Origin of the sequence: Actinomadura opuntiae, assembly GCF_030283205.1 — a bacterium.
In the GTDB taxonomy this organism is placed as follows: Bacteria; Actinomycetota; Actinomycetes; order Streptosporangiales; family Streptosporangiaceae; genus Spirillospora.
The window spans coordinates 182,925-208,279 of record NZ_JASNWF010000009.1; the positions used below are offsets into that span (position 1 = coordinate 182,925).

At 72.3% G+C, this 25,355-nt stretch carries 13 protein-coding genes; 4 read left to right on the forward strand and 9 right to left on the reverse strand.

Features of this window, described 5'->3' with window-relative positions:
• Positions 1-10 precede the first annotated feature (10 nt).
• Positions 11-457 (reverse strand): GNAT family N-acetyltransferase, encoded by a 447-nt coding sequence (locus QP089_RS21070; RefSeq protein WP_285913429.1) that lies wholly within the window; start codon positions 455-457, stop codon positions 11-13.
• A 184-nt stretch (positions 458-641) separates the two neighbouring features.
• Between QP089_RS21070 and QP089_RS21075 the strand changes: the two genes are divergently transcribed.
• From QP089_RS21075 to QP089_RS21085, 3 genes are all read left to right on the forward strand, one after another.
• Positions 642-1,268: a hypothetical protein gene (locus tag QP089_RS21075; protein WP_285913430.1), complete on the forward strand. Its 627-nt coding sequence runs from the start codon at positions 642-644 to the stop codon at positions 1,266-1,268.
• 197 nt (positions 1,269-1,465) lie between these two features.
• A complete protein-coding gene (locus QP089_RS21080) occupies positions 1,466-2,554 on the forward strand; it encodes an MBL fold metallo-hydrolase (protein ID WP_285913431.1) in 1,089 nt (362 codons plus the stop codon).
• A 183-nt stretch (positions 2,555-2,737) separates the two neighbouring features.
• A complete protein-coding gene (locus QP089_RS21085; protein WP_285913432.1) occupies positions 2,738-4,093 on the forward strand; it encodes an Ig-like domain-containing protein in 1,356 nt (451 codons plus the stop codon).
• A gap of 549 nt (positions 4,094-4,642) precedes the next feature.
• Here QP089_RS21085 and QP089_RS21090 read toward each other — a convergent pair.
• Both QP089_RS21090 and QP089_RS21095 read right to left on the reverse strand, forming a co-directional pair.
• On the reverse strand, positions 4,643-5,188 hold the full coding sequence (locus tag QP089_RS21090; protein WP_285913433.1) for a hypothetical protein: 546 nt from the start codon (positions 5,186-5,188) through the stop codon (positions 4,643-4,645).
• A gap of 152 nt (positions 5,189-5,340) precedes the next feature.
• Entirely contained in the window at positions 5,341-5,661 is a 321-nt protein-coding gene (locus tag QP089_RS21095; protein WP_285913434.1) for a DMT family transporter, read from the reverse strand.
• Between the two features lie 187 nt (positions 5,662-5,848).
• Between QP089_RS21095 and QP089_RS21100 the strand changes: the two genes are divergently transcribed.
• Positions 5,849-6,451, forward strand: a complete 603-nt coding sequence (locus QP089_RS21100; RefSeq protein ID WP_285913435.1) for a TetR/AcrR family transcriptional regulator — start codon at positions 5,849-5,851, stop codon at positions 6,449-6,451.
• A gap of 42 nt (positions 6,452-6,493) precedes the next feature.
• Here the strand turns inward: QP089_RS21100 and QP089_RS21105 are convergent, their stop codons facing one another.
• The 6 genes from QP089_RS21105 to QP089_RS21130 are packed head-to-tail and all read right to left on the reverse strand — an operon-like array spanning position 6,494 to position 25,154.
• A complete protein-coding gene (locus QP089_RS21105) occupies positions 6,494-8,311 on the reverse strand; it encodes a hypothetical protein (protein ID WP_285913437.1) in 1,818 nt (605 codons plus the stop codon).
• Positions 8,308-13,545, reverse strand: a complete 5,238-nt coding sequence (locus QP089_RS21110) for a hypothetical protein (protein WP_285913438.1) — start codon at positions 13,543-13,545, stop codon at positions 8,308-8,310. Before QP089_RS21110 ends, QP089_RS21105 begins: the two co-directional genes overlap by 4 nt.
• Positions 13,542-16,703, reverse strand: coding sequence for a hypothetical protein (locus tag QP089_RS21115; RefSeq protein ID WP_285913439.1), 3,162 nt, complete (start codon positions 16,701-16,703; stop codon positions 13,542-13,544). The genes QP089_RS21110 and QP089_RS21115 overlap by 4 nt, the downstream gene beginning before the upstream one ends.
• Entirely contained in the window at positions 16,700-17,878 is a 1,179-nt protein-coding gene (locus tag QP089_RS21120; RefSeq protein WP_285913440.1) for a Kelch repeat-containing protein, read from the reverse strand. The genes QP089_RS21115 and QP089_RS21120 overlap by 4 nt, the downstream gene beginning before the upstream one ends.
• A gap of 15 nt (positions 17,879-17,893) precedes the next feature.
• On the reverse strand, positions 17,894-22,603 hold the full coding sequence (locus tag QP089_RS21125) for a DUF6603 domain-containing protein (RefSeq protein WP_285913441.1): 4,710 nt from the start codon (positions 22,601-22,603) through the stop codon (positions 17,894-17,896).
• Positions 22,596-25,154 carry a M64 family metallopeptidase gene (locus tag QP089_RS21130; protein WP_285913442.1) on the reverse strand — a complete coding sequence of 853 codons (2,559 nt, stop codon included), beginning with the start codon at positions 25,152-25,154 and terminating at the stop codon, positions 22,596-22,598. The genes QP089_RS21125 and QP089_RS21130 overlap by 8 nt, the downstream gene beginning before the upstream one ends.
• Between the last annotated feature and the right edge of the window lie 201 nt (positions 25,155-25,355).

The following is a 25,355-nucleotide window of genomic DNA, read 5'->3' on the forward strand; positions in this document are numbered from 1 at the left end:
TTACTCCGGATCACAGGAGCGCCGCGATCTCCGGCCAGCAGTAGCAGACCTCGTCGGGTGGTACCTCACCGGCGAGGACTCCGCCGAGCGAGGTGTAGAAGCGGCGAGCGCGTTCGTTGACGGCCAGTACCCGGATTGCCAGCGAGCCGAACCCGTCGGCGGACAGGTCGGCTGCCGCCGCCCGCAGCAGGGCGTGGCCATGGCCCTGGCCCTGATGTCCGGGGCGGACGGCAAGGGCGTAGATCTCAGCGTCATGGCCGAGTTCCGGATCCGCCGGACCGCCCATGACCAGACCGATGACCGTCCTGTCCGGCAGTTCGGCGACCCTGGTGTGGTGTGGACGAGGTCGTTCGGCCGCTTCTCCGAGGAGATTCCTGCGCCAGTTGGCGGTGGATTGCTCACGGGTGACGTCGAAGTCCTCGAACTCGGCGAACGCGGCACAGGTGATCTCAGCCATGACCTCCGCGTCGGGCGGGAGGGCGTACCGGATCGGCATAAGCGGAGCCGTCCCAACGGTGCTTATTGCGGGGATAGCCGCGCAGATGTCTGCCGGCCTCGACCTCTATCGGTCAGTGAATCCGCAATACCGCAGGGCGTCCGCTCGCGCAATACGATGGCGCTGACTCGCGAGAGGCCGCCCCATGTCCGAGTTTATGTTTTCCGTCTACGTCATGCTCGACGAGCTGAAGATGCTCCAGGCGATCACCAGCGACCAGGTCGCCCGGACACCGGGCAACCAGGGCATGCTCACGTTCGTCTTCGCTCACCCGAATTCGGTCGTGCTGCGCGACCTGAAAGCATCGGCGGCCTACATCGACATCCGCTCGGGCCTGGCGTGGAACCTCTTTGTCGTCGGCTACGCCGCAGGTCGGCACGGGCAGCCCGACCTGGTCTTCAAGCCGCAGGTGTTCGACGAGGTCAGACGTATCATTCCCGCTCCATGGCGCTACTCAGGGCTCTGCGACCTCGTTTCAGTCATGGCCTACCAAGGGCATCCAGGCCTGATCGACTGGTCGTCCATGCGGTCGGTCACCATCACCGGTCCCGACGGCGGCTACACCGATCGCAGCATCGGCGAGATCTCCGAGTTGATGGCCGACTGGCACGACGACCCTCCCGGCCTAGCCGACTACGCCGCCGGCGAACCTCCGGCCTCCAGCTCCCTGACCGTGTCCAGGCTCGCGCCCGCCCTGGGGTTCCTCGGCAACGCGGTCGCAGGCGGCGTCCTCGGCAACACCGTCTACGACCTGCTCAAGGCTCTCCACTGACCGCATCGCGGTGACCCTGCCGTGCCGCAACTCCGGGGTCGCCGACGTCGAGCTCGTTGCTCGCCGGTGGCGGGGGCGATCCGCGTCGGGACTGTGATTCTTGGTCGATGGCCCGGTGTTGGTCGCCCCTGGTCCGTCACTCTTTTCACGGCATACTCGGTTGCCTGTGGCAAGAGCCGACGCGAGCCGGGGGAGCGATGCCGGGAGACGGCGCGCCAGGGGACGCGGCGCCGGGGACGGTCGCGCGGCTGCTCGCCGCCGACGACCGGGAGCTGGAGGAGATCCTCGCCGCAGCGGACACCGCCGACCTGGCCATGCACGCCCAGCGGACCAGCCCCCCGCGGGTGCGCCGTCCCGCTCCGGGGACGTGCGAGGTGGTCCTGCTGGGGTCGCTGGGCTGCCGCTACGGAATGCTCGCCGGGGGCGCCGGCGGCCACCTGGTTCGCACTGCGGCTGCCAGCGTCCTGGTGGACCCCGGGCCGGCCGCACTGCACCTGCTGCTCGGGCTGGCCGAGCGGGGGCTGTTTTCCTGGAGTGAGTTGGACGCCATCTGCGTCACCCATTTCCATCCCGACCACTACACCGACCTGATCCCCTGCCTGGAAGGCATGGCCGGTGTCCCCACCGCCGGGCGCAAGCTGCTGGTGGCCAACCCGACCGCGGCCGACCGGTTCCGCGCGTTCTCGCCCTACCACGCGGGCGGCATGGCCGACCTGGTCACGCTCGCGCACCCGCGGACCGAAGGGGACGGCGAACCCTCGGTCAAGGTCGGCGACCTGACGATCCACGCCACCCCGGCCCTGCACACCGAGGAGGCCGGCCGCACCCGCTCGGCGATCGGGCTGGCCTACCAGACGCCGGCCGGGTGGCTCTGGTACACCTCCGACACCAACCTCAGCGACGGCCTGCTCGGCGAGGTCGCGGCGCTCGTGCCCGAGGCGGTGCTGGTGATCGCGCACGCCGACGCCACCAACCTGCATCCCTCGCCCGAGCGGACCGCGGCCTGCCACCTTGAGACCCGAGACGTCCCGGCCATCGCCGCCGCGCTGCACCCAGGCCACGTCCTCATCCACCACTACGACGCCGCCTACGCCGCGCCCCGGTACCGCATCGCCCAGGCCGTCTGGCTGCAGCGCGAACTGGACCGGTGCGGCCTGCCCGCCCGCGTGCTGCCCTCGGCGGCCGGCATGCGCCTCACGCTCGCCGATGGCAGGCTGCGGCACCACCACGTCGACGTCAGCGATGACGCCGGCGCCGCCGTCGCCGAGTATCTGCGGATCACCTAACGCGTCGCGGTGAGCGGCTTGGTCTGCTCGCCAGCCGGTTTGAGCGCACGCCCGCACCACGCGGTCCACCGCTCCCACGACGGGATGGCCGATGAAGATCACGATCGGGTTTCGGGGGCAACCTGGTCGCCGGGCCGGACGTCCTGATCAACGCTGATCATCGCGCCCACCCAAGGGACATTCGTGCTTCGTATCGCCACCACCGGGACGGCGGCCGTGCTCATCCTCGGCACACTGACGGCCGCTCCCGCCCTCGCCGACGGGACGGCGTCCATCGCGCTCGCCGCCCAGGCCGCTTCCGTCGACCCCGACATCCCCACGACCACGATCACCGGGAAGGTCGTCGCCGCGGACGGAACCCCCGCCGCGGGCACCCCGGTCGACCTGTCCACGAACACCGGATGGGGCTCGGTCACCGACGCCACCACCGCCGCCGACGGCACCTTCACCGCGACGTTGAGCCCCAACGGGGCGAGCGACGCGGTGAACGTCTGGGCCGATGTGCCGTCGCTCGGAGTCCACTCCGGCATGGTGACCGTCCAGGTCGTCCATGGAGAGACGCAGACGACCCTGATCGGGAGCCGAACCGGCCTGGACGAGGGCCAGCCCCTCACCCTCAGCGGTCAGGTCACCTACCAGGGCAGGCCGCTGTCCGGACGGAGGGTCTTCATCGACCCCGCCGTCGACCCGTCCCACTGCACCGCGCCCATGTCCCCCTTCCTGGCCAGCACGGACGCCGAAGGCCGGTTCAGCACCACCATCAAGCCGTCCTGCACCGCGACCTACGTCGCGCGGTCATCCGCCGTCGGTCTTTACGAAGGCTCCACTGCGACCCTCCCCGCGGTCAGTGTCCGGCCGGCCACGCAGACCTCACTGTCGGCGACCATGGACGCCTACGGACGTTTCGAGGCGCAGGGCACCCTGTACGCGGCCTCCGCCGGCGGAGACGTGAACGGCAAGCAGGTGCTCCTCGAATACTCCCCCGACGGCCGCACCGGCTGGCAGACCGTCCGCCGGATGAAGACCGGCCAGGGACAGTTCAGCGCCTCGTTCACCGGGAACGACTCCGGCTACTGGCGGGCTCGCTTCGCCGGGGACACCGCCGTGGCCCCATCCGTCAGTCCCGTGCGCAAGACGTGGCGATGGTCGACCTCGATGTCCAAGCTGAAGGCGTCCTCGACCAAGGTCCGCAAGAACCACTACATCACCGTCTCCGGGACCCTGAGCCGCTACTACAGCAGCAAAAATCGTTTCGGCGCGTTCCCCGGTCAGAAGGTGCGCATCATCTTCCGGTTCCGCGGCGAGAAGACCTGGTACCACGTCAAGTGGGTGAAGACCGACAGCAAGGGCCGCTACACCGCCAAGGTCCGCGCCTACGGCAACGGCTACTTCGCCGCCACGTTCGCAGGCACCAGTGACACGTGGGCCGCCGACACGCCCAGTGACACCCACGTCACCACCTACGCCGTCCCGTCCCCTGGCAGCCGGTCCGGCCCGCCTCTCATCATGAACGTTCTCCCGTGGCGAGGCGACCAGTAGCCATCGCGTCAAACCGCACCGCCGCTGACCGGCGGGGAACGCCCGCCCCGGGCCATCCTCCGCCGGTCTGCGGTCGGCCCTGTCCCGTGCGCCCACGCATACCGCAGACGATCACGAGACCGACGATCACGAGTGGAAGATGATCGTTTTAGCGTGGAATCGACGGCGGGTACACCCATCCTCTTGGCTGGTCATGGAGTTTCGTCGGTAGCCCCCTGGGGTGATGACGGAACAGACCCTGGAGCAGCGAGCTTCGGGGTCTTCGTCGTTCCGGCGGCCAGTCTTCTGTGACCCCTGGGACCGAAGGGCGAGCACTCGGAAGGGTGACTCGGTGGTGTGGCTGGCGTGGGCCAGTTGGAAGGCCAGCAGGAGGGTTTGGGGCGGCAACCGCCGCGGACGCGGCGGTTGCCGCCGTGGCGCCGATGGTGCCAGGTCCGGATCGCGGTGGGCGCTTTCACGGACGTTGTAGGCGGCGGTGTGAGGACCTGGGCCGCCAGGCCTGCGGTGGGCGGACGGGGGTCGCCCACCGCAGGAGGTGCGCCGCGGGGTCTAAGGAGTGGTGACTACCGAGGAGGCGGGGATGAGGGTGAAGGCGTGGTAGGGGGTGAACACGCCGTCCCAGGCGCGGTCCAGTTTGAGGTTGGCGTCGCGGTTGAGGTTGGCCTCGGTGGCCATCGCGAAGTTGGTGCCGTGCAGCCTCAGCGCGCGCACGACCGGCTGGCCGACGATGTCGGGCATTCGGGGGATGGGGGTGGGCACCCATTGCGAGGCGTTCGCGTCTTTGAGCCGGAGGATCACGTTGACGTCCGCTTTGGCGGCGCCGCCGCGCAGCCCGATGTAGTGGTTGTGGGGCTGGGACTTGATGTAGTAGGCCCCGGCGTTGCCGGGGACCGGCTCGAACTGCCAGTAGACCGAGGCGTCGTTCCAGAAGGGGTCGGCGTGGAAGGTCTGAACCTCGTCGTCGTCATCGGTGGTGGTGGAGTCGCTGACCCCGTCGGGCATGAGGTAGGCGTTGATCAGCGTATGGACGATCATGACGTTGCCGGTCGGGATCTCGGCCAGGTCGGTGCTCTCGTCGGTGATCTGTTCGGGCATTCGGTGCCTCCGGGGGGATTCGGGTTCGCCATCACCCCTCATGCCCTACTCTTTGTAGTCAAATAGCTACGCATTGGAGATAGTTGGGAGATTCTTTCCGTGCCGAGGTGGCTGGGGGAACGCCCAGGTGACGTGGGTGCTGTCGGTGCGTGTCAAGAGCCCTCCACTACTTGCAGGCCGATCACGCCGACGACGATCAGGGCGAGGAACGCCAGCCGGGCCGGCGACGCGCTCTCGCCGAACGCGACCATGCCGACGAGCGCGACGCCGAGGGCCCCGAGGCCGACGAACACCGCATATGCCGTCCCGACCGGCAGCGTCCGAAGCGACAGCGACAGCACGATGACGCTGAGCAGTGCCACCGAGAGTCCGATGACGGTCGGCCAGAGGCGCGTCAGGCCGTCCGACTGCTTCAGTGCCGCCGCCCACACCAGTTCCGTCGCCCCTGCGATCAGCAGGAAGATCCAGGCCATCAGGCTGCCTACCCCCCGTCCACGGCGATCGCCGCACCGGTGACATGGGCCCCGCCCGGGCCCGCCAGATTCGCCGTCATCCCGACTCCTGTCACTAATCGGAGAAATTTCCGTTTAGGGAGCTTAACCGGAGAGTTCTCCGGATACAAACCCGTTACGCTGGTGAGCCGTGCCGAGAGGGGGCGGGATGCGGGAGCTGCCCGTGGTCGGGCGTCCGCCCGCCGAGCGCGCGGACGCCGCGCACAACCGCCGCCGCATCCTGCGCGCCGCAGCGGAGGTGATCGCCGCCCGCGGGGCCGAGGCCGTCTCCATGGACGAGGTCGCGCGGGCCGCCGGGGTCGGCGTCGGTACGGTGTACCGCCGGTTCGGCGACCGGGCCCGCCTCGTCTACGCCGTGATCGACGAGCGCGAGCGCGACTTCCAGGCCGCCTTCATCCAGGGCCCTCCGCCGCTCGGCCCGGGCGCCGCGCCCTCCCGGCGCGTCCGCGCCTTCCTGCACGCCCTGGCCGACCGCACCGAGGCCCAGGCCGACCTGTTGCTGACGGCCGAGTCCGACCCGCCGGACGCCCGTTTCCGCGACGGTTCGTACGGCCTCTACCACCGGCATCTGGCGATGCTGCTCCGCGAGATCCGCCCGGACGCCGACGCCGCCTACCTGGCCGACGCCCTCCTCGCCCCCCTCGCCGCGAACCTGTTCCTCCACCAGCGCCGGACGCGCGGCATGCCCCTCGACCGGATCAAGGCGGGCCTGGACGCCCTCGCCGCAAGCCTCACCGAGCGACCGGGTTGACCATCCGTGTGACGGAAGGCCGGCGGATCGGACGGGGCGGTGTCAGGTGAGGGGTTTGGTGTCGGCGGGGAGGTCGAGGGCGAGGCCGCTGGAGCCTTCGCCGCGGCCGGTGCCGCGGCGGGCGCTGAGCCAGACGGCGACGCGGCCGTCGCCCCAGCGGGTGCGGTTGTAGGCGACGGTGACCTTGGTGCCGGTCTGCGGTACCTCCTCCTCGTTGAGGAAGTACGAGCGTTGCGGGGCGGCGTCCAGGCCCTCGCGGAGGATCGTGGTGCGGGGGCGGACGGGCTTGGCGTCGATCTCGCTGGGCATGGCGGCGCGCTGGAGCTGGATCCTGCGGCTGTCGCCGGGGACGTGCACGGGGATGAACGGGATCCAGTGGCCGGGGACCGAGGTCATGGCCACGTAGGCGATGGGGGCCAGCGGGGCGGTGGGAGGGGCGGGCGGGAACAGGCGGCGGCGCTGGGCGAGGATCTCGGCGGCGACCTCGCCGCCGCGGCGGCCCGGGCCGGTGGGCAGCCGTACGGTCTGCTCGATGCCCCAGACCATGTTGGCGTTCTCGTCGCGGATGAGGTCGACCTCCTCCAGGACGGGTCCGTCGGCGACCTTGGGGACGGTGGGGGCGAGGAACAGGCCCGTGTCGGCGGGGACGGCGTCCGAGCCGATGGTGTCCAGGGTGAACATGGACCAGCGCTGCCAGTCGTCGTCGGCCCCCGCCCCGGCGGGCGTGATCCACAGGCGCTGGCCGAAGACGTCGGTGACGGCCAGGCCGCGCAGCGAGGCCAGCGTCCCGGTGGGCAGGTCGCACGGCAGGTGGAACCAGTCGTTGCTGTAGACGAGGGCGAACTCCAGGACGACCAGGCGGGCCATGTCGGTGCGGTCCGGGCGGACGGCGGCGAAGTTGGTCTTGCCGTCCTCCACCGCCCACCAGCGCGGCAGCGGCATGCCGGAGTAGCGCACGGGGGCCGGGAAGACCGTGCGGTTGATCGGGGCGGGCGGTGCGGAGGCCCCGCCCACCCGGGTGCCGGGGTCGATGGAGAAGGCGTGCCAGTCGAGCTCGCCGCCCGGGTACTCCTGTGCGGTCAGCACCTTCTCCGCGCCCCCCGGCTGCCCCGCGGCGACCGAGAACCGGTGCTCCAGGCGGCGCGGGTCCCAGGTGGCGTCGCCGGCGGGCTGATCGATCAGGCCGTCGAACCAGCCGACCAGCCGGGTGCCCAGCTCGTTGATCAGCGTGCGGTGCGGTGGCGCGACATGGTCGATGCCGTCGGCGGCCTCGTGTCCCGCCTTGATGTGGAGGTAGAGCTCGTATCCGTCCATCCGGCGGCCGGCTACGGCCTGCAGCGTGGACCAGACCTCGGGGTGGGCCACCCGCGGGGTGTCGGCGTCGCCGGCCGGGGACGGCAGTGCGATGGGATACAGCTCGACGAAGTCCTGCCGAAGGTGGTGGATGGGCGGGTGCCGGCTCATCAGCTTGAGCCAGCGGCGGCCGATGGCCAGGCGCAGATCGTAGGAGATCCGGTCCGGGCCGAAGGCGAACGGCAGCTCCCGGCGTTCGGCGACGTCCTCCAACGGACGGTCGGCGGGCAGGTTCTCGGCCGGGCCGCCCGACGCGGACTGGAACCGGCTCGGGACCGCCGTCCCCACCGAGTACATGGCGGTGACCGGCGTCCCGGCGTCGGAGCCGCGGAACTCGCCGAGCTGCCACTGCCGGGTGAGCAGCCACAGCGCGTCCCGCACCTCCACGCGCAGGGCCCGCTCGAAGTCCGCCGTGCGGGGCCGCCCCTCCAGCCGGTTCCACAGGCCGACGGTCGGGTGCTCCCGCTCCGCCAGGGCCTTCGGGAGGTTCTCGATGCGCTCTGTCATGGGTTCTTCCCGCGCAGGTTGTTGGTCGCGAAGTCGGTGCTGATGGTGATCGGCTTGCTGGCGGCCGACACCAGCGTGGCGGGCAGCAGGTGGGCGTAGGCGGTCTCGTCCAGGTGCGCGGGCTCGACGGCGCGGGCCTTCATCAGGTCGTACGTCTCGTGCAGCGCCGCCACCAGGTCGTCGGTGTCCCAGGTCCCGGTACGGGCGGGCGGGACGACCAGCAGCATGGCCTGCGGCGGCTCGGAGTCGGGCCTGTCGTAGTGCAGCGCGATCCCGGTCGTCTCCTTCTGCGCCGGGATGACCTCGGTCCATTCGTCCAGCAGCAGGCCGCAGAAGTCGTCGGTCGGCGGTGCGGGCCTGGCGGCGTAGTGCGCGGTGAACAGCAGCCGGTCCTCGTCCAGCGTCGTGCCCGGCGCGAACTCCATGGCCAGCCAGTGGTCGTCGGTCCGGTACGGCAGCTGGACCGGCACCAGCTGCGGCTCCTCGAAGCCGGGCAGATGGCCGAGCAGCCCCCCGTCACCGCGCAGCGCGTCGCTCAGGATGGCCACCTGCTCCCACAGCCGCGGCTTCTCCCTGACCCGGGCGATGCCGTGCAGCCAGTCGTCCACCGGGAAGTCGCGCCCCGCGTCCTCCAGGTGCTCGATGAGGTCGCCGCTGTCGTCGCGGGCCTTCTCCCAGTCCGAAGCGAGCGCGGTCGGCGGGGTGTACTGCGGTACGGCCAGGACGTCCTCGCCGAGCAGCGCCTTGAGGGTGTCGAGCGCGGCCTCCACCCGGTCGGGCCCGGTCACGGCCGCGTCGTGCTCGGTCAGCGCCGCGTCGGCGGCGGCCAGCCGCTCGGCGATCTCGGCTTGCAGCGCCCGTGCCCGGTCCAGCAGTTCCTTGCCGTACGCGACGACCAGATCCTCGTACGGGGTCAATGTCAGCCCGGCCGGGTCCAGGCCGGTCAGCGGCAGCAGCGCGGCGACCTCGGCCAGCAGCCCGCTCAGCGTCTTCTGGCCGGTGCCGGCGACCCCGCGCAGATCCCGCAGCTTGTTCTGGAACGCCTGCCGCCGGTTGTTGACGATCGAGCGCAGCTGCTGGGGCGTGTTCGGGCGCGGCGTGGTCGGCTTGGTGGTCAGCAGCCGCTCGATCCGCTCCAGCTGCCGGAACCGCTCCGGGGCCGGGGTGGTCGCGGGGAGCGCGTCATAGGCGGCGATGAGCGCGTTGGCGTCGGCCAGCGCCGTCGCCATCCGGTCGGCGACCTCGTCGACGGCCGCGAGCACCTCGGTGTAGCGGTCCCGCCGCCACCCGGCGGCCTCGCCCCAGCCGCTGCGCACCATGCCGAACCCGCCCGCCGTCGCGATCAGCTCCCCGTACCGGCGCAGGAACGTGTCGATGCCGCCGATCACCTCGCCGCGCCGGACCGGCGCGGGCGGCTCGGGGAACAGCGGCCCGACGTCGTTCAGGTAGCCGGTGACGGCCGTGCGCAGCGCCACCAGCGCGTCCCGCACCGCCACGAGCCGTTCGCGGGGCAGGGTCACGGCGGCGTCGGCGGAGCGGTCGATCGGGGCGTCCCCGGCGGCCGGGACCAGGTCGGTGGGACGCACCGGCCGGGACGTGGTCAGCAGCGACCGCAGAGCGGCGATCAGCGGCGACAGCTCGAAGAACGTCACCTTGCCGGCGATGCGCTTGGTGTGCTCGATCACGAGCCGCGCGTCCGGACGCGGCTGGTCGCGGGTGGCGACCACGCCGATGATCCGGTCGTCCAGATCGGTCATCGACGCCTCGCTCGCGGGCCGTACCGCCCACAGCAGGTCGATCGCCCGCAGCCGCAGGTCCCGCTGGGTGACCACGCTGCTGCGGGCCACCCCGTTGACCGGGTCGGTCCAGGTGACCAGCGCGGCCACGTCCCGCTGGTCGGGCAGCAGCGTCGGCAGCCAGTCGTCCACGGCGGGCTCGGCCTTGGCGCGCGGGCCTTCGCCCTGTACGGACGGTGCGCTGTGGCCAGGCCGGATGCCCGGCGTCAGCTGCAGAGCCATCCGGTGCGTCAGGGTGGTGCCGCTGCGCGGTGTCCGGACCACCTCGGGTTCGGGTGCGACGCCTTCCTTCGCGTAGGCGTCGAGGGTCGTCGTCGCCCGCTCGGGATTGCCCGCGAGCGCCTGGTGAGTGCTCTCGGCCACCGCCAGGTCGGCCAGCGCGTCGTGGATGTCGAGGAGCCGCTGCACCTCCTCGTTCAGGGCTTTGCGCTGCTTGGCGTCGGGGTCCGGGAGCCCCTGGGCGTCGAACGGGTAGACGTCCGCGCCGGGCACCTGGGTCACCCGCCGCACGAGTTCGAGGCCGTCGATGACGTTGCGGGCCTCGACCAGCTCGACGGCGGTGCCCGGGGCCGGCCTGGTCTCCTCGATCCGCCCGGCCCGCAGAGGGAAGGCCCCGCGCAGCGCGGTGATGAACGAGTCCAGCTCGGCATCCGGATACCGGTCGTGCAGGGCCCGTTCGAGCCGGTAGCCCAGCAGGGCGCCGAGCGACTGCCCCTGCCGCAGCCCGTCCAGCAGGGTCAGCGCCACCCGGACCCGTTCGGAACTCAGGTTGACGGCGAACATCTGCCGATCGGCGGGACCGGCGTTGGCGATGTATCCGGCGCGGAGGACCGCGGCGGTGGTGGCCTGCGCGGGCGAGGGAGCGTGGATGTAACCGCCGTTGGCCTTGTCGTGCATCAGCGGCTGCGCGCCCGGCGGGTTGAACAGCCGTCCGAGGTCGCCGGTCAGCTCGACCTGCGTCATGCCGGGGCGCGGCTTGGGCCGTACCTCCTCCAGCCAGCCGTACGCGCCGAGGTGGATGCCGCGCCGGGCCGGTCCGGTGCCGGACGACCCGTACCGCAGCTCCGCGAGCCGCTCGTTGACCAGCCCCAGGCGCCAGGCGTCGAGCCGGTAGGTCGCGCAGTCCAGGTGCTCGGTCAGCACCCGTTCCAGCCGGGCGGTCGGCAGCCCGGCCAGGTGCTCCAGCGCGTCGATCTGCTCGGCGAGCTGCGCGGTGGCCGGGCTCTGCCTGACGACCTCGGGGATGAAGCTCGCCACCAGCCGGTCCGGGCTCCCGGTGATGGCCCGGTCCGGTGAGTACAGCTGGCGGAACCGGCTCTCGCTCTCCAGCGGGGGCGCACCGGGCCGGTTGGGCCGTACGTGGACGAACAGCGGATCGTGCGCGGGCGGAACCGTGCTCCCGGCCGCGGCGGCCAAGCGGCGGGCCGCGTCCTCCCAGGCGAGCAGGACCGCGTGCCGCGCCAGCAGGTACAGCAGCGCCGCAGGCGGCTTGTCGCCTACGAAGCCCAGCTCGAGCCGGACGGTCTCCAGGTCGTGCTCGGCGTGCTGGGCGAGCCAGTGCAGGTAGTTGCCGCCGTCGGGAAGGTACGCGCGGACGCGGTCGGTCTCCGACAGCGGCCGGTCGTCGACCAGCGGCCCGAGCAGCGGGTACTGGTCGCCCACGAACAGCCGCCGGATCACCTCCGGGTCGGCTCCGGGCGGAACGGCGTAGCCGAGGCGGTTGAGCAGGGCGCGGATCGGCTGCGGCATGTTGAGCCGGTCCAGTGCGGGGATGACGCGCGGGCCGCCGCTGTTGAGGTTCTCCCGGTTGAAGATGTCCTCGACGCTCTGCGCGTACCGCTGGTAGAACTCCGCCGACGTCGGATGCAGCGCCAGGATGTCCAGCAACAGCTGGTGCGGGTCTCCGTCCTTGCCCAGGTGGCTCACTTTCGCGACGGCCTTCTGCCAGTCCGCCGCCGCCGCGCTGAGCAGCTTGTACAGCGCGCGGCGGTGCGTCGCGCCTTCCGGGAAGGCCATCTTGGAGAAGGCGGTGGTGGGCAGGATGCCGTACGGCTGCCGCCCGACTTTGACCGCCGGGACCGGGCCGCGCCCCGACACGTGCCGCACGAAGAGCTCGCGCGTCTGGTCGACCGCCTGCTCGGACAGGATCGGATGCATCATGCCGCGCAGGTACGCGCCCCAGGTCGCGGGCCACAGGGCGATGTTGGCCGCGCGGGCGTCGCGCTGGTCGGTGCCGTCGGCGTTGGGCATGCCGGTCAGCACGGCCGGGTCGATGCCGAGCAGGTCGGCCAGCCAGTGCCCGTCGGTCCGGGTCCGCCAGTCGTCGGGCGCGTCCGCCGCCGCGAAACCGAACGCGGTGCGCAGCGCGGCCTCGGTTTCGGCGCGGCGGTCCTGCCCGGCGGGGGCGGCCTCGCTGTTGTTGGTCGGTGTGCCCTGCGGCAGCAGCGCGTACCCGGAGGGGCTGCGCAGCTGCCGGGTGATGAGGTCGGCCAGTTGGACGGCCGTCTGCTCGGGGCCGGACCGCTCCCGCAGCCCGTACACCACCAGCCGGTCCAGGCCGTTGCGGATCTGCGGGGTGAGCGGGACGCGCAGGCCCATGCCGACCGTCACCGCGCGCCCGAAGTCGGTCAGCCACTGGAGCTCGTCGGGCACCCGCAGCGCGCCGGTCTGCTCGTCCACCTTGAGCTGCTTGTCGGTGTCGGCCCCGGGGTCGGGGCTGACCGCGAGCGCGTCGGGCACCGCCTCGCCGGTCGCTGTCAGGACCCGCTCGCCGCCCACGTATCCGAGCACGGTGAAGCGGTCCGGCAGGAGCCTGGCCTTCGCCGCCTGGGTCCACGACTGCTCGGCCAGGCTTCCCGCGGCCGGCGGCGGCAGCACGAGGAACGCGACCAATACCGCGTCGCCGGCAGCGGTCGGCGCGGCGTCGATGCCCACCGGGCGCCGGGACCGGATCGTGTCCGCACGGCCGGCCCCGACGGCGGCGCGCAGCGCGGTGTCGGCGGCGCGCAGCCCGGCCCGGTCGCCGTGCGCGCGCCACACCGCCGTCCAGTACGTGACGGTCGGTTGCCGGTCGGCGGCCGCTACGGCCTGGCCCGTCACGACCACCAGCACGGTCGCGCCGTCCGGCACCGTCGCGGGCCGATCGGTCAGGTTGGCGGGGGTACGGGTCTGCAGCAGCCAGCTGGCCCGGCCGCCGGGCACCCGGGCGACCAGCTCCTGCCAGGCCGCCTGCTCGGCCACCGCGTTGCCGCCGGTCCGCCAGTGCGCCGTCCAGTACGCGTCCACCGCGGTGATCTCGGCCTGGGTCGGTTTCGGCTCGAACTTGTCGGTGCACCACTCGTCCGGGAAGATCCGTACCAGCAGCTCGGTGGCGGTGAACCGGGTCTCCACCCGGACCGGGCCGAGCAGGACCGGGAAGTCGTCGCTGAGCGCGGTCACAGCAGCATCTCCTGAGCGTGGACGGCCATCAGCACCGGCGCCTGGAACAGCATGTAGGCCACGTCGGCCGAGCTCAGCCCGCCGTGCCAGACGGGCAGGAACGCGTCCTCCAGGTGCTGGTCGTTCTTCTCGGCGTCGGCGGCGGGGTCGTCGAAGTCCTTGAGCGGGACCTGCGCGGTGCTCGCGTCGAGCCGGATGAACCCGGTGCCGCCCGGGTCCACGTCGGCCCACGTCAGGTCGTTCCACACCTCGACCCGGGTGGGCGGGCCCTCGTCCGCGCCGAACCGGGGGTCGCCGGGGCGTTCCTGGATCACGAAGAACCAGCCCGCCGCGCCTGTGGCGAAGTCGCCCTTGGCCTCGGCCGCCGTCAGGTCGAAGCCGAGCAGCGTCAGGTCGGGGTCCACCTTGGCCTCGTACAGCGGCAGCCTGATCTCCTCCGGCGTCGGGTGCGACGGGTCGGCGAGCTCGACCGGGACCCGTTCCTGGGCCGGGTCCGGCGGTCCCGACTCGGGCTGCCAGCGGGCGCGGTGCGCGTAGATGGCGGCGTTCGGGTACTTCTTCAGCAGGTCGCCGCGGATGACCAGCACGAGGTCGTCAGCCTGCTCGCCGGTCTCCCGCGCGTCGTTCTCCCCGAGCTTGGCGGCCCTGGGCCAGGTGTGCAGGGGCTGGATGTCGTACTGCTTGACGCCCCCGCGCGTGTCCCAGAACTGCCGGAAGGGCGAGCCGCGCTGGTCGGTGGGGTACTCGCGCCAGAGCAGCTCGCTGGCCATCTCGTGGTTGAGCCCGACGAGGTAGGACTCGATGAACTCCTGGTTGGTCTCCAGCAGTGTCACCGTGTTCTGCGGGACCAGCCCGAGGTTGGGGGCGAAGTAGTCCACCGACAGGTCCAGCAGCGCCTTGTACATCGGCAGGTCGATGACGGGATAGGCCATCGCCTCGATGAACCGCTCGGCGAACGACTGCAGCCGTCCGGGCAGGTCGACCGACGTCAGCAGGCTGGTGGGCACGGTCTTCTCGGCGCGCAGGCCGGTCATCATCGCGTCGGTGGTGGCGCGGACGTTCAGCGGGTCGTCGCCGCCCTCGGTCTGGCCGCCGACGCCCGCCGCTTGCCGGCCCCGGTAGATGTCGCGCAGCCCGTCCTTGAACCGCCTGGCCTCCTCGCTGTCGTCGCCGCCTTCGGACGGGACGAACGTGTCGCCCGGCAAGGTGATCCGGAAGTCGGCGCTGTGCGGAAGCCGGTCGACCGGATCGGCCGGGTCGGCCTCGGTGGCGACCGCTTCGGTGGCGGCTGTGAGCCCGATCGGCGGTGGTGCCGGGTGCAGGACGTCGTTCAGCTGCTCGGGCGTCACGACCGCGCCGGGGGTCTCCTTGGCGGCGGCCGCCGTCACGGGGTCGTCCGGGTCGTCCATCCGCGGGATCAGCGCGTCGGGCGGCCTGGTCTCGCTGAACGGCAGGTCGCGGATCAGGCGTCCCGGCCGCAGCATGCGCCGCATCGGCGGGGACAGCGGCGCGGCGGTCACGCGGCTGCGCGCCACGTGGAACCCGACCGCGACCCGCTCGCCCTCGACCGCCACCGCCCCGCGCAGCGCCCGGTCGCGCGTGGTCACCCGCGAGTTGGCGGGAGCGGTGAGGACGAGGGCCTTGCCGGACGGCACCGGCTCGTCGGCGAGCGCGATCGGTGCGGCGGCGGGCTCCACGTGCTTGGCCTGCAGTACGGTCCCGACCTCGCGGGCGAGCTGGGCGGCGCGGATCTTGGCGTTGGCCGCCAGCACGTCGCCGACCTGCGCCCACGCGGCGACCATGAACTCCTCCTGCCGCTCCTGGACGACGCGGGTGCCCAGGTGGGCGGCGACGCGGAAGCGCGGGTCCAGGTTGAGCCGGTGCACCCAGTTGCGGTCGGGCGTGATCGGACTGCCGTCGCGCTCGGTCAGCAGCCGGCTCGCGGGGGCGTGCCAGCGCCCGTACAGCGGCGGGGTGATGATCGGATCGACCTCGCCCGCCACGTCCCGCACCCCGTGGGCGGCGTGCGCGGCGTGCGCGGCGGCCGGAGTCTGGTCGAGGTAGGCGTCGGCCAGGTCGACCAGTCCGGCGAGGGCCTTCTGGAACGGGTGCGGGTACGGCTCGTCCCACTTGTCGTAGACGTCGCCCTTGGGACGGTTGGGCGACTGGAGCGCGCCGCCCAGCTTGAGCACGCCGTGCAGCCCCGCCGGGCTCGTGATGGGCGGCAGCCCGGGGCCGGCCGAGCCGTGCACGTCGAGGTCGCGGCGGCCGATGGCCGGGTCGGCGGGCCGGGGCTCCAGCAGCCGGACCAGGTACTCGAAGTCGCCCGCGCTGCCGGTGCCGAAGAACCAGCGGTGGTAGTACGGCAGCGTCCCGGGCTCGGGACGGCCCGGGTAGTCGGCGCCCCAGCTGGAGTGCAGCGCACCGGGCGCGGCGGCCGGGTCCAGGCCGAGCCCGGCCAGGCGGCCCGTCTCGAACGCGGGGACCAGGAACGCATGGTAGCCGCTGTTGGGCTTGAGCCGCCGCGGGCACATCAGCCGCGAGCACGCCAGGTCGGCGTTGGTGCTCAGCACCTGGCGCAGGCCGGCGAGCGCACCGGTGGGATCGTCGTTGGCGACCAGGCCGTCCAGCTCGCCGTTGACGTGCACGTGCGCCCACGCGCCGAGCTGCTCCGGCGGCGGCAGCGTCCCGGCCGGGTCCTTGACCTGGATCGACGGCAACGGCCGCCCGGCGACCGCGCCCTCGGTGAACTCCGCGCCCGCGTCGCCCGCGGGCTCGGCCGCTCCCGCGAGCACGACGAGCGCCAGCCACGGCAGCAGCCGCTTGGTCGCCCCGTCGGGCGGGGCCGGGCTGTAACTCCACGGCAGGCCCTCGTCGTAGAACTCGATGTGCGCCAGGTAGTTGGGCTCCACGTTGGTGATCCAGGGACGCGGCTCCACCCGCGAGATCACCCGGGGATCGACCCCCACCACGTCGCCCGGCCCGTACAGCTGCACGGCCTTCTCGACGTCGCGGGTGATCGTGCCGCCGGACACGCCGTCCCCGGTCAGCCGCAGCTTGACCGGGATGACGGCCCGGTCGGCGGTGCCCGGATCGGTCGTGATCCGGGTGCTGAGGCCGGTCCGCAGCCACGGCAGGAAGGAGTAGGCGTTGGTCACGGTGTCACCGGGCCGGTGCCGAAGATCTCGCTGGTGGCGGTGGTCTCGGCGGCGGAGTCGGCGGCGGCGAGGCCCGTGCGGGTGATGCCGCCCGCGACCAGCACCTTGCCGCCGGCCAGCGGGACGGCGGCGAACCCCCACCGGCCCGCCGCCAGACCGCCCGCCGGGCTCCAGTTCCGGGTGGCCGCGTCGAAGATCAGCGCGCTGGCGTAGCCGACGCCGTTGGCCGGGCCGTCGGTGCCGCCGACCACCAGCACCTTGCCCCCGCCCAGCGAGACCGACCGGTGCAGGCCGCGTCCGGCGGGCATGTCCTGCACCGCGCTCCACGCGCCCGCGACGGGGCTGAACGTCTCGGCGGTGGCCCTGCTGAACGGGTCGAAGGTGCCGTTGCCCGGTGCGCCCGGAGGGCCGCCGCCACTGGCCAGGACGGTGCCGTCGGGGAGCAGCGTGGCCTGGTGCCCGCTGCGCGCCGCCAGCAGGCTCCCGGTCGGCGTCCAGGTACCGCCGGTGCCCGAGGCCGGGTCGTACAGCTCGCAGAAGGCCAGTGCCGCGTCGGTCTCGCGGGACACGGGCGCGCTCCCGCCGACCACCAGCACCTTGCCGGTGCCGAGCAGGAGCGCCGGGTGGCCGCAGCGCGCGTCGGTCATCGCGGTGACCTCCGTCCACGCGCCGGTGTCCGGGTCGTAGACCTCGGCCGAGCGCAGCGCCTTGACCGACTGCCCGGACCGGGTGGTGCAGCCGCCCGCGACGAGCACCCTCTTGTCGGGCAGCAGCACCGCGCTGTGCCCCCACCGGCCGGTCTTCAGGCCGCCGGTCGCGGTCCAGGTGCCCTGCGCGGGGTCGAACACCTCGGCGGAGGCCAGCCCGGCGGACGGGAACGTCGCCGCCCCGGTGATGCCGCCGGTGACCAGCACCTTGCCGCTGCCCAGCAGGGTGACGGTGTGCAGCCGCCTGGCGGTGTGCAGCGCGGCGGCGGCCGTCCACGTCTTGGCGGCCGGGTCGTACAGCGCCGCCTGCCCCAGCGCGGCTCCGGCGGCGTCGGCTCCTCCGGCCACCAGGACCTTCCCGCCGGCGAGCACGACCGGGCCGTCGTGCTGGCCGGACCACACGCGTGCGGAGGGAAGGGCCCCGGTGCTCGTCCACTGTCCTGTGGCCGCCGCGGTGGGACTGGTCATGGGGTGCCTCCGTCGTCAGGGCGTGAAGATCTCGGCGGTCGGGGTGAGGATGTCGGTGCCGGGGTGCGGGGCGGCGGCGGCCGAGCGGGTCCGGCCCCCGGCCACGAGCACCCGGCCGTCGGGCAGGTCGATCGCGGCGAACGCCCACCGGCCGGTGGCCAGGCCGCTCGCGGGGGTCCAGGTGCCGGCGGCCGGGTCGTACAGCAGCGCGCTGCGGAAGCCGCCGTCGAAGGCGGGGGCGCGGGTGCCGCCCGCCACGAGCACCAGGCCGGAGCGCAGGGGCAGGGCGCGGTGCCGGGTGCGCCCACCGGGCATGTCGCTGACCGCCGTCCACGTGCCGGACCCGGTGTTGAAGCGTTCGGCGCTGGCGAGGGCGGCGGGGTCGTACGGACCGCGCACCGGACCGGTCGGGGCGTCGCCGCCGGTCACCAGGACGGTGTCGTCGTCGAGCAGCGTCGCCTGGTGGCCCGCGCGAGGTGTGGCGAGCGAGCCGGTCGGGGTCCAGGTGCCGGTCGCCGGGTCGTAGATCTCGCAGTAGCCGAGCGCGGCGCCGGTCCGGCCGGTCCTGAGGACGCCGCCGACCACCAGGACCCTTCCGTCCGCGAGCAGTACGGCCTGGTGATCGGAGCGGGGGTCGGTCATCGCGGTCTCGGTCCACTGCCGTCCGACCGGGTCGTACACCTCGGCGGTCGCGAGCGAGTCGCCGCGGACGCCGGTGCCGCCGGTGACCAGGATCCTGCCGTCGCGCAGCACGGTGGCGCCATGGCCGAGCCTGGCGGTGTGCATCGGCGGAACGTCGCTGCTCCAGGTCGCGGTGAGCGGGTCGTAGATCTCGGTGGTCGCCAGGGGCGCGGTCTGGGTCGCGCCGCCGGCGGCGAGGACCCGGCCGTCCGGCAGCGGGCAGAGGACGTGCCCGTCGCGGGCTACCGCAAGCGGCGCGGTGGCGGCCCAGGTCCCGGCGACGGGATCGAAGAGCGCGGCGGCGGCGAGCGGCCTGCCCGAAGCGTCCTGACCGCCGGCGACGAGGACCTTGCCGCTGCTCAGCCGTACCGCTGCCGGGGCGACGGCCGGGGTGGGCAGGGAGCCGGTGGAGGTCCACGACTGCGGGGCGACGGGCCGGGCCGCCGCCTCCGATTCGGGGATGACATGGAGCCGGCCGATGAGCGCGGGGTCCGCGACGACCCACTCGGCGAGGGCGTCCTCGGCCGCCGCCTGGCTGCGGAAACTCGCCGTGGCCGAGCCGAGCGAGGCCGGCGGGAAGGCCTGGGCGTTGTTGCGCAGGTGGGCGACCACGAAGCGCCGGCCCGTGACCTGCACGGTCTCGTCCGGGGCGTACGGCTGGCGCTGGTCGGCCTCGCGCTGCGACAGGGGCGAGCGGCTGGTGCTGCTGCCCTCCAGAAGCCGGGTGAACACGGCCGGGCTGACGCTGGTCAGCGTCCTGGTGGGCGCGGCGGTGGGGGCGACCCGGCGGACGAGCCCGTCGGCCTGCACGATCGTGCGGGTCGCCGGCCGTACGGTGCCCGGCCGGCGGCGCAGCCTGCTGTCGATGACGATCTGCTCGTAGCGGGCGCTGCGCCTGACGACGCGGGCGGAGGCGATCGCGCCCTGCGCCGCCACCAGCTCCAGCCCCGCGTCCTGGTCCTCGTACGCAGGCCGCGACAGCTTGGTCGCGTCGTCCATGTCCTGGAACTGGGCCATCGCGAACTTGTCGGCGGTGACGGACGCGCGCACGAGGCCGCCGCCCGACAGGGGCTCGACGGTGAACCGCTTGCCGTCGCGCGGCCGCTGCGCGCCGATGCGGTCCAGCCGTACGGCGAGCGGGGTCGCGCGCTGGCGGACGAACAGCGAGCCGAGGGGGTGCAGCACCAGGTCCTCGGTCGGCGGCAGCGTGCGCAGCGTGACCAGCGGGTTGCCGCCGCCGGTCGGCAGCCGGGTCTGCCAGCCCTCGGGCTTGGCGACCTCGCCCGCCAGGAGCGGGAGCACGTCGACCGGGGGCAGCGTGGTGTCGCGGTCCTCGCCCCAGGTGATGTCGAAGTCGGCGGAGATCTCGAAGAACAGCAGCGAGATCGAGCCGCGGCCGTGCGCACGGAACGGGGCCGGGCCCTCGAGCTGGAAGTCCAGGTCGATGCCGAACAGGCCGACGCCGAACGCCTTGAGCGAGACCCCCGCGGAGATGGCGATGGCGAAGCGGAACGGGGAGAACTGGAACAGCGCGTCGAAGGCGAGGTGGCCGGAGATGCCGAAGTCGTCGAAGCCCAGCACCATCTCGGCGCGCGCACCGAACTGCACCGTGTTGCTGGTGATCGCGAAGTAGCCGGAGACGGTGATCCGGGCGCCCGGCCGGTTGAGGATGTCCACCCGGATGCGGGGCGGCACCGGGAACGGCAGCGGCGGCGGCCTGAAGGAGGGGTGGAAGCCGCCGACGGAGATGACCAGGTCGGGGTCGTCGCCCCAGCCGACCAGCAGGCCCATCCCGCCTTCGAGGGTCATGAAGAGCACGCGCGACTCGAAGAGCTGGGCGAAGAACCACAGGCGCTGCTTGTCGAACTCGATCGCGCCGACGAACTGCACCTGCAGGACCAGCAGCGGCAGCTCGGCGGCGGGCAGCACGCAGCGCAGCACGCCGAGGACGGCGATGTTGCCGGGGATCTCGATGATCACCGCGAGCGAGACCGAGACCAGCGTCGGGGTGCCCCAGCCGATCTTGGCCATCGGCCCGACGAGGAACGTGCCCTGCTCGGGCGGGAAGAACGCGCGCAGGTCCGACAGGATGCGCGGCGCGTTGGCCACCACGTCGCGCGGGAACATCACCGACTCGATCGAGCCGGTCCGCACCCCCTCCACCAGGGCCTGCAGGTTCATCCGGCGGTTCAGCCCGACGATCCCGCCCACCGCCAGCAGGGTGAAGCCGAAGCCGAGCTGGATGCCGGTGCCGAAGTCGGCGGTGATGACCAGCAGCAGCGAGAAGCCCGCGGAGCCGTCCGGCATCCGGGTGGTGATCAGCCCGATCGCCTTGACGTCGAACAGCCCGGCGAACTCCAGCTCCAGCGCCCCGCCGTACTCCCCCCTGGCCGGGTCGAAGAACAGGTAGCCGCCCCCGCTGACCACCCCGGCGTCCACCGACAGGCCCGCGCCCTTGGGCGGCTTGAACCCCAGCGAGACGTCCAGCGGGCCGAGATTGCCGTCGTTGCCGGACGTGAAGCCGAAGGTCGCCGCGAGGCCGAGCTCCTCGACGACCGCCTTGATCGGGCCGAGCTCGGCCTTGAACGTCGCGCCGAGGCTGATCGGCAGGCCGTCCGCGCCGGGGGCGGCCGAGACGGTCAGCGACCGGATGTCGATGGGGCCGAGGTTGAGGTGGACGGGCAGCTGGATCTCCAGGCTGGAGGTGCCGCGGAAGTAGAAGCCGGTGCGCTGGGAGACGCCGAGCGTCAGGTCGGCCCCGAAGGAGAAGCCGCCGTCCGGCACGATCTTGGCGATGAAGCCGTCGGCCTCGCCGGGGTCGAAGACGAACTCCAGGCCGGCCAGCTCGAACTCGGCGAACACGTCCGCCGCGCCGTCGGACAGCCGGATGCCGCCGGTGCCGCCGACCTTGCGGAACTGCAGCCGGGTCGATCCGGGCGAGCCCAGCAGCACGGTCGGGTCGGCGGCGGCGTCGCCGCGCTCGGCCTTGACCACCAGCGAGCCGCCGGCGTGCGACGGCGAGCCGCCGCCCGCGAAGCCGACGATGATCTCGATCGGGCGGTCCGGCCGCACCTGCAGCCCGATCCCGCCTTGCAGGTCCAGGTCGGTACGGACGGTGACGGCGATGTCGTCGCCCAGCTGGAACCGGAAGTCCAGCGCGCCGTTGAAGGCGGGGATCAGCGCCAGGCCGGGCGGGCTCCCGGCCGCCGCGGGCACCGGCAGCAGCCTCATCTCGGCGGCCATCCGGCCCGAGGCCTGCGCCCGTTCGAAGAAGACCGCCCGGATGCCGCGCACCGGCGGGTCGGTCAGCTTGGGAGTGGTGCCCTGCAGGGCGGCCGCGCTCGCCGTCGGGATCTCGGCGGTGGCGATGTCCACGCCGATGGCCATCATCAGGTTGTCGACCTGCACGGCCAGCGCCTCGAAGTCGAAGTCCGCCTCGCCCCAGCCGAAGGCGTTCCTGAGCACCTGCGAGGGGTCGCTCAGCGTCCTGGGCAGGTCCGCCAGGTCGAGCCGGACGTTCATGTGCGGCGGCCGGTTGCCCTCGGGCGACGCGTAGCCCGTCTTGACCACGCCAAGCGCGCGCAGCCCGAACCCGATCGACGGGTGGTACCGCTGCAGGTAGGTGATGACCAGGAAGTCGATGAGCTGGCCGGGGAACTTCTCCCTGAAGCCGTCCGCGCGCAGCGGAGCGGGGATGGCCGAGTCGGGGGCGTTCGCGATCGCCCTGATCGCGTTGACCACGTCCTGGAAGGCCCGCAGCACCCGGCTCACGTCGTCGGGCGAGATCTGCACCGAGGCCCCGCCGTCGCCCACGGAGCCGCCGACGTTGAGGCCGCCCTCGCCGAGCAGCCTGGTCAGGCCGTCGTAGAGGGTCTCCACTCCGCTGCCGAGGTCGCGCAGCGGCTGCGGGATGTCCTCGGCGCGCCAGCCCAGCTTCTGCAGGAACGCGGTGAAGGCCTCCGGGGAGGCGAGCGCCTCGCGCAGCGGCAGCAGCGCCTGCCCCAGCTCGGCCACCAGCCTGTCGAACGTGCCGGGCTCAGCCATTCTTCTTCGCCTTCGGGTAGAACATCGCGTCGAGGATGCTGTGGTGACCCGGATCGACCCGGTTGACGATCAGCCATTTGCAGACGAAGCAGAACTCGCCGTCGTTGTCCTCGTCGTCGGAGCGGCGCATCTTGCACGCCCCGGTCGGCCGGTAGTAGCCGCCCGCGAAGTCGAGCGCGCCCTCGTAGACGCCGATCAGCTTCGAGGACTTGCAGGGCGCCTTGAAGTCGGGGATGGACCTGGGGTTATCGACGTCGTGCTTGGGGTGCAGGATGTCGGTGTCGACGTTCAGCGGCGTCCTGTTGGCGGGGGTGGGAGTGGTGAGGTGTTTGCGCACCGCCGGCTCGACCACGGTGCGGACCTGACCGGCGGCGTCCTTCAGCGGCACGTACACGGCCGAGCCCGCGGCGAACGTCGGGAACGGCGCGGGCGGCAGGCCCGGGCCGTCGAGCGTCATGGTGCCCAGCTCGGGCTCGATGTGGGCGATCTTCAGGTTGGTCAGGATCTGGGCGGGGCCGGTGGCCAGCGGCAGCTGGATGCCCTGCGGGCTGGCGTGGAAGTTGCGCAGGTGCACCTCGGCGGGCGGGTTCTGCGCCGCGATCTTCTGCCACGGTGCGATGTACCGCTTGTCGATCATGATCTCGATGCCGCCGAGACCCGGCGCGGAGTCGATGACCAGCCGTGCGGACTGCCGCATCCGGGGCAGCGCGAACCACTTGACCTTGGTGACGTCGATTTGCCGGTCGGGCGCGGGGTTGACCCGCAGGAACCCCAGCATGCTCACGTTGTCGCCCGGGATGTCGTCCGGTGAGGTCGCGGGCGCGGTCGGGTCGTCTCCCCCGGAGTTCTCGTACTCGTCCTTCAGGCCGAAGCTGTGGCCGAACTCGTGCGCGACCGTGTCGACGGTCTCGGTGAAGTTGACGTCGGGCTCCGACGACGGCTTGCGCCGCATCACCCGCTTGTCGCCCGCGGCGTACTCGAACTCCACTCCCTCGCCCTTGTTGGTCGTCAGGGCCGTCAGGGTGTTGTTGTTGACGTTGCTGCCGCCGTTCACCTCGTCGTAGGTGATGAGGGCGACCAGTCCGCGGCTGGGCTTGAAGTGGGCGTCGTCGGGCTCCCAGACCGGTCCGATGTGAGGGAACGGGGCGAACGCGTACTCCAGGCCCGCGAGGTACTGCAGGATCAGGTTGCCCGGATTGGTGCTGCCGCGGCCGGCGAACCGCTCGGGAGGATGCCTGCGAGGGTCCGGCGTCAACGCCCTGGTCGCCTGCTCGGGCTTGTAGAACTCATAGAGCCGGGCGATGAACTCGCGCAGCCCCGGCGTGCCCGGCTGGTCGCTTGCGGGCGGGGTCACCGCCGCCCTGTGATCGGAGAAGCGGTCGCCCCACCGGCAGCCCAGATGCATCCCGAACAGGGTGTCGCGCGCGTGCAGGATCCCGGTCCCCTGGTGCTTCTTCCACGCCCCCAGCAACGTGTCGTCCACCTTGCTGGGATCGAATCCGGTGAGCTCCTGCCCTGCCCAGACGGCCTTGAGGTTGGCCCTGTTCTCGTTGCGCATCGGCAGCCCGACCTTGGCGACCAAGTCCCGCAGCGTGTAGACGTTCGCGTTGTCGCTGACCCTGTTGATGAACGGGATGGGCACGCCGGTCCCCGTCGTCTGGTCCGCGTCGGCGACCCGGTAGGCGACGGTGGCGCAGTGCTCCTGCGAGGCGCCGAAGGCCTTGAAGATGTTGAAGCTGCCCTCCAGCATCGGGTACGGCTGATGCCGGGGCTGCTCGAACATCTGGTCCACGACGCGGGTGACGATCTTGTCGAAGGTCTCCTCGTCGGACTTGCGGAACCCTTCCGCGAGGAAGACGATGTTGTGCTGCTCGGCCGCGTGCGCCACGTTGGGCGTCTGGACCGGCTTCAGGTCGCGGCGGTGCTTGGCGTAGTCCACCACCCGCACGGGCAGCCGCTGGGTCTGGTTGAGGAACGTGCCCGTCAGGTCGACGGTCCCGGGCGTGCCGGTGGTCTCGCGCAGCCCGCGCAGCCGCCCCTGCGGGTTGACCACGAAGGTGGCGGTGTCGGCCGACGTCAGCGTCACGTACCCGTGCCCGGTGATGTCGCCGATCAGATCCGTACCAGTCGGATCGTCGCTGAACTTGGCGTAGATCGACGGCTGGGCGTGCGCCACGCCGTCCACGGCGGTGGTGATGGAGTCGTTGCCGAACCACCACGCCGCGATCGAGGTGTGCACCTGCAGCCGGCCGACGAAGTAGTCGCTGCCGCGCCGGACCTGGAACAGGTACACCCCCGGCTGGGTGGCGGTGACCTGCCCGTTGGCGCTGTTGTACGCCGGCAGCGGCGGGAGCAGCCGCTGCCCGACCGGGCGATGCGGCGCGAAGAAGTCCACCGCGACCGCCCCCGGGGCGATCGGCGTCAGCGTGTACCCGCCGGCCGTCACCGCCCGGTCGAACACCTGCAGCGTCAGCGGCGGCGTACCGGACAGGGCCAGATGGAGATCGCAGTGCGGGAACAGCACGATGTCCGGTACCACGAGCGCCCCCATCCAGAGGAGACTTCGGACGGCCCGACGAACACCGGCCCATCATCGCCGTCTGTAATTCCTGGAATACTCACCGTGCCAGCAGGGTGGCCGGACGTCTCGTTCTTGACCAACTACGGCCACAATTTCCACGACCAGGCCCTCAACTCGCGGTCAGAACCCGCATTACCTCCGGCCCGGAACCGCGGAAGGGCGACTCGATGC

Coding starts and splice junctions, on each gene's coding strand:
- QP089_RS21075 (WP_285913430.1), top strand. CDS start 642: ATGTCCGAGTTTATGTTTTCCGTCTACGTCATGCTCGACGAGCTGAAG.
- QP089_RS21095 (WP_285913434.1), bottom strand. CDS start 5,661: ATGGCCTGGATCTTCCTGCTGATCGCAGGGGCGACGGAACTGGTGTGG.
- QP089_RS21130 (WP_285913442.1), bottom strand. CDS start 25,154: ATGGGGGCGCTCGTGGTACCGGACATCGTGCTGTTCCCGCACTGCGAT.
- QP089_RS21070 (WP_285913429.1), bottom strand. CDS start 457: ATGGCTGAGATCACCTGTGCCGCGTTCGCCGAGTTCGAGGACTTCGAC.
- QP089_RS21125 (WP_285913441.1), bottom strand. CDS start 22,603: ATGGCTGAGCCCGGCACGTTCGACAGGCTGGTGGCCGAGCTGGGGCAG.
- QP089_RS21100 (WP_285913435.1), top strand. CDS start 5,849: ATGCGGGAGCTGCCCGTGGTCGGGCGTCCGCCCGCCGAGCGCGCGGAC.
- QP089_RS21120 (WP_285913440.1), bottom strand. CDS start 17,878: ATGACCAGTCCCACCGCGGCGGCCACAGGACAGTGGACGAGCACCGGG.
- QP089_RS21080 (WP_285913431.1), top strand. CDS start 1,466: ATGCCGGGAGACGGCGCGCCAGGGGACGCGGCGCCGGGGACGGTCGCG.
- QP089_RS21105 (WP_285913437.1), bottom strand. CDS start 8,311: ATGACAGAGCGCATCGAGAACCTCCCGAAGGCCCTGGCGGAGCGGGAG.
- QP089_RS21090 (WP_285913433.1), bottom strand. CDS start 5,188: ATGCCCGAACAGATCACCGACGAGAGCACCGACCTGGCCGAGATCCCG.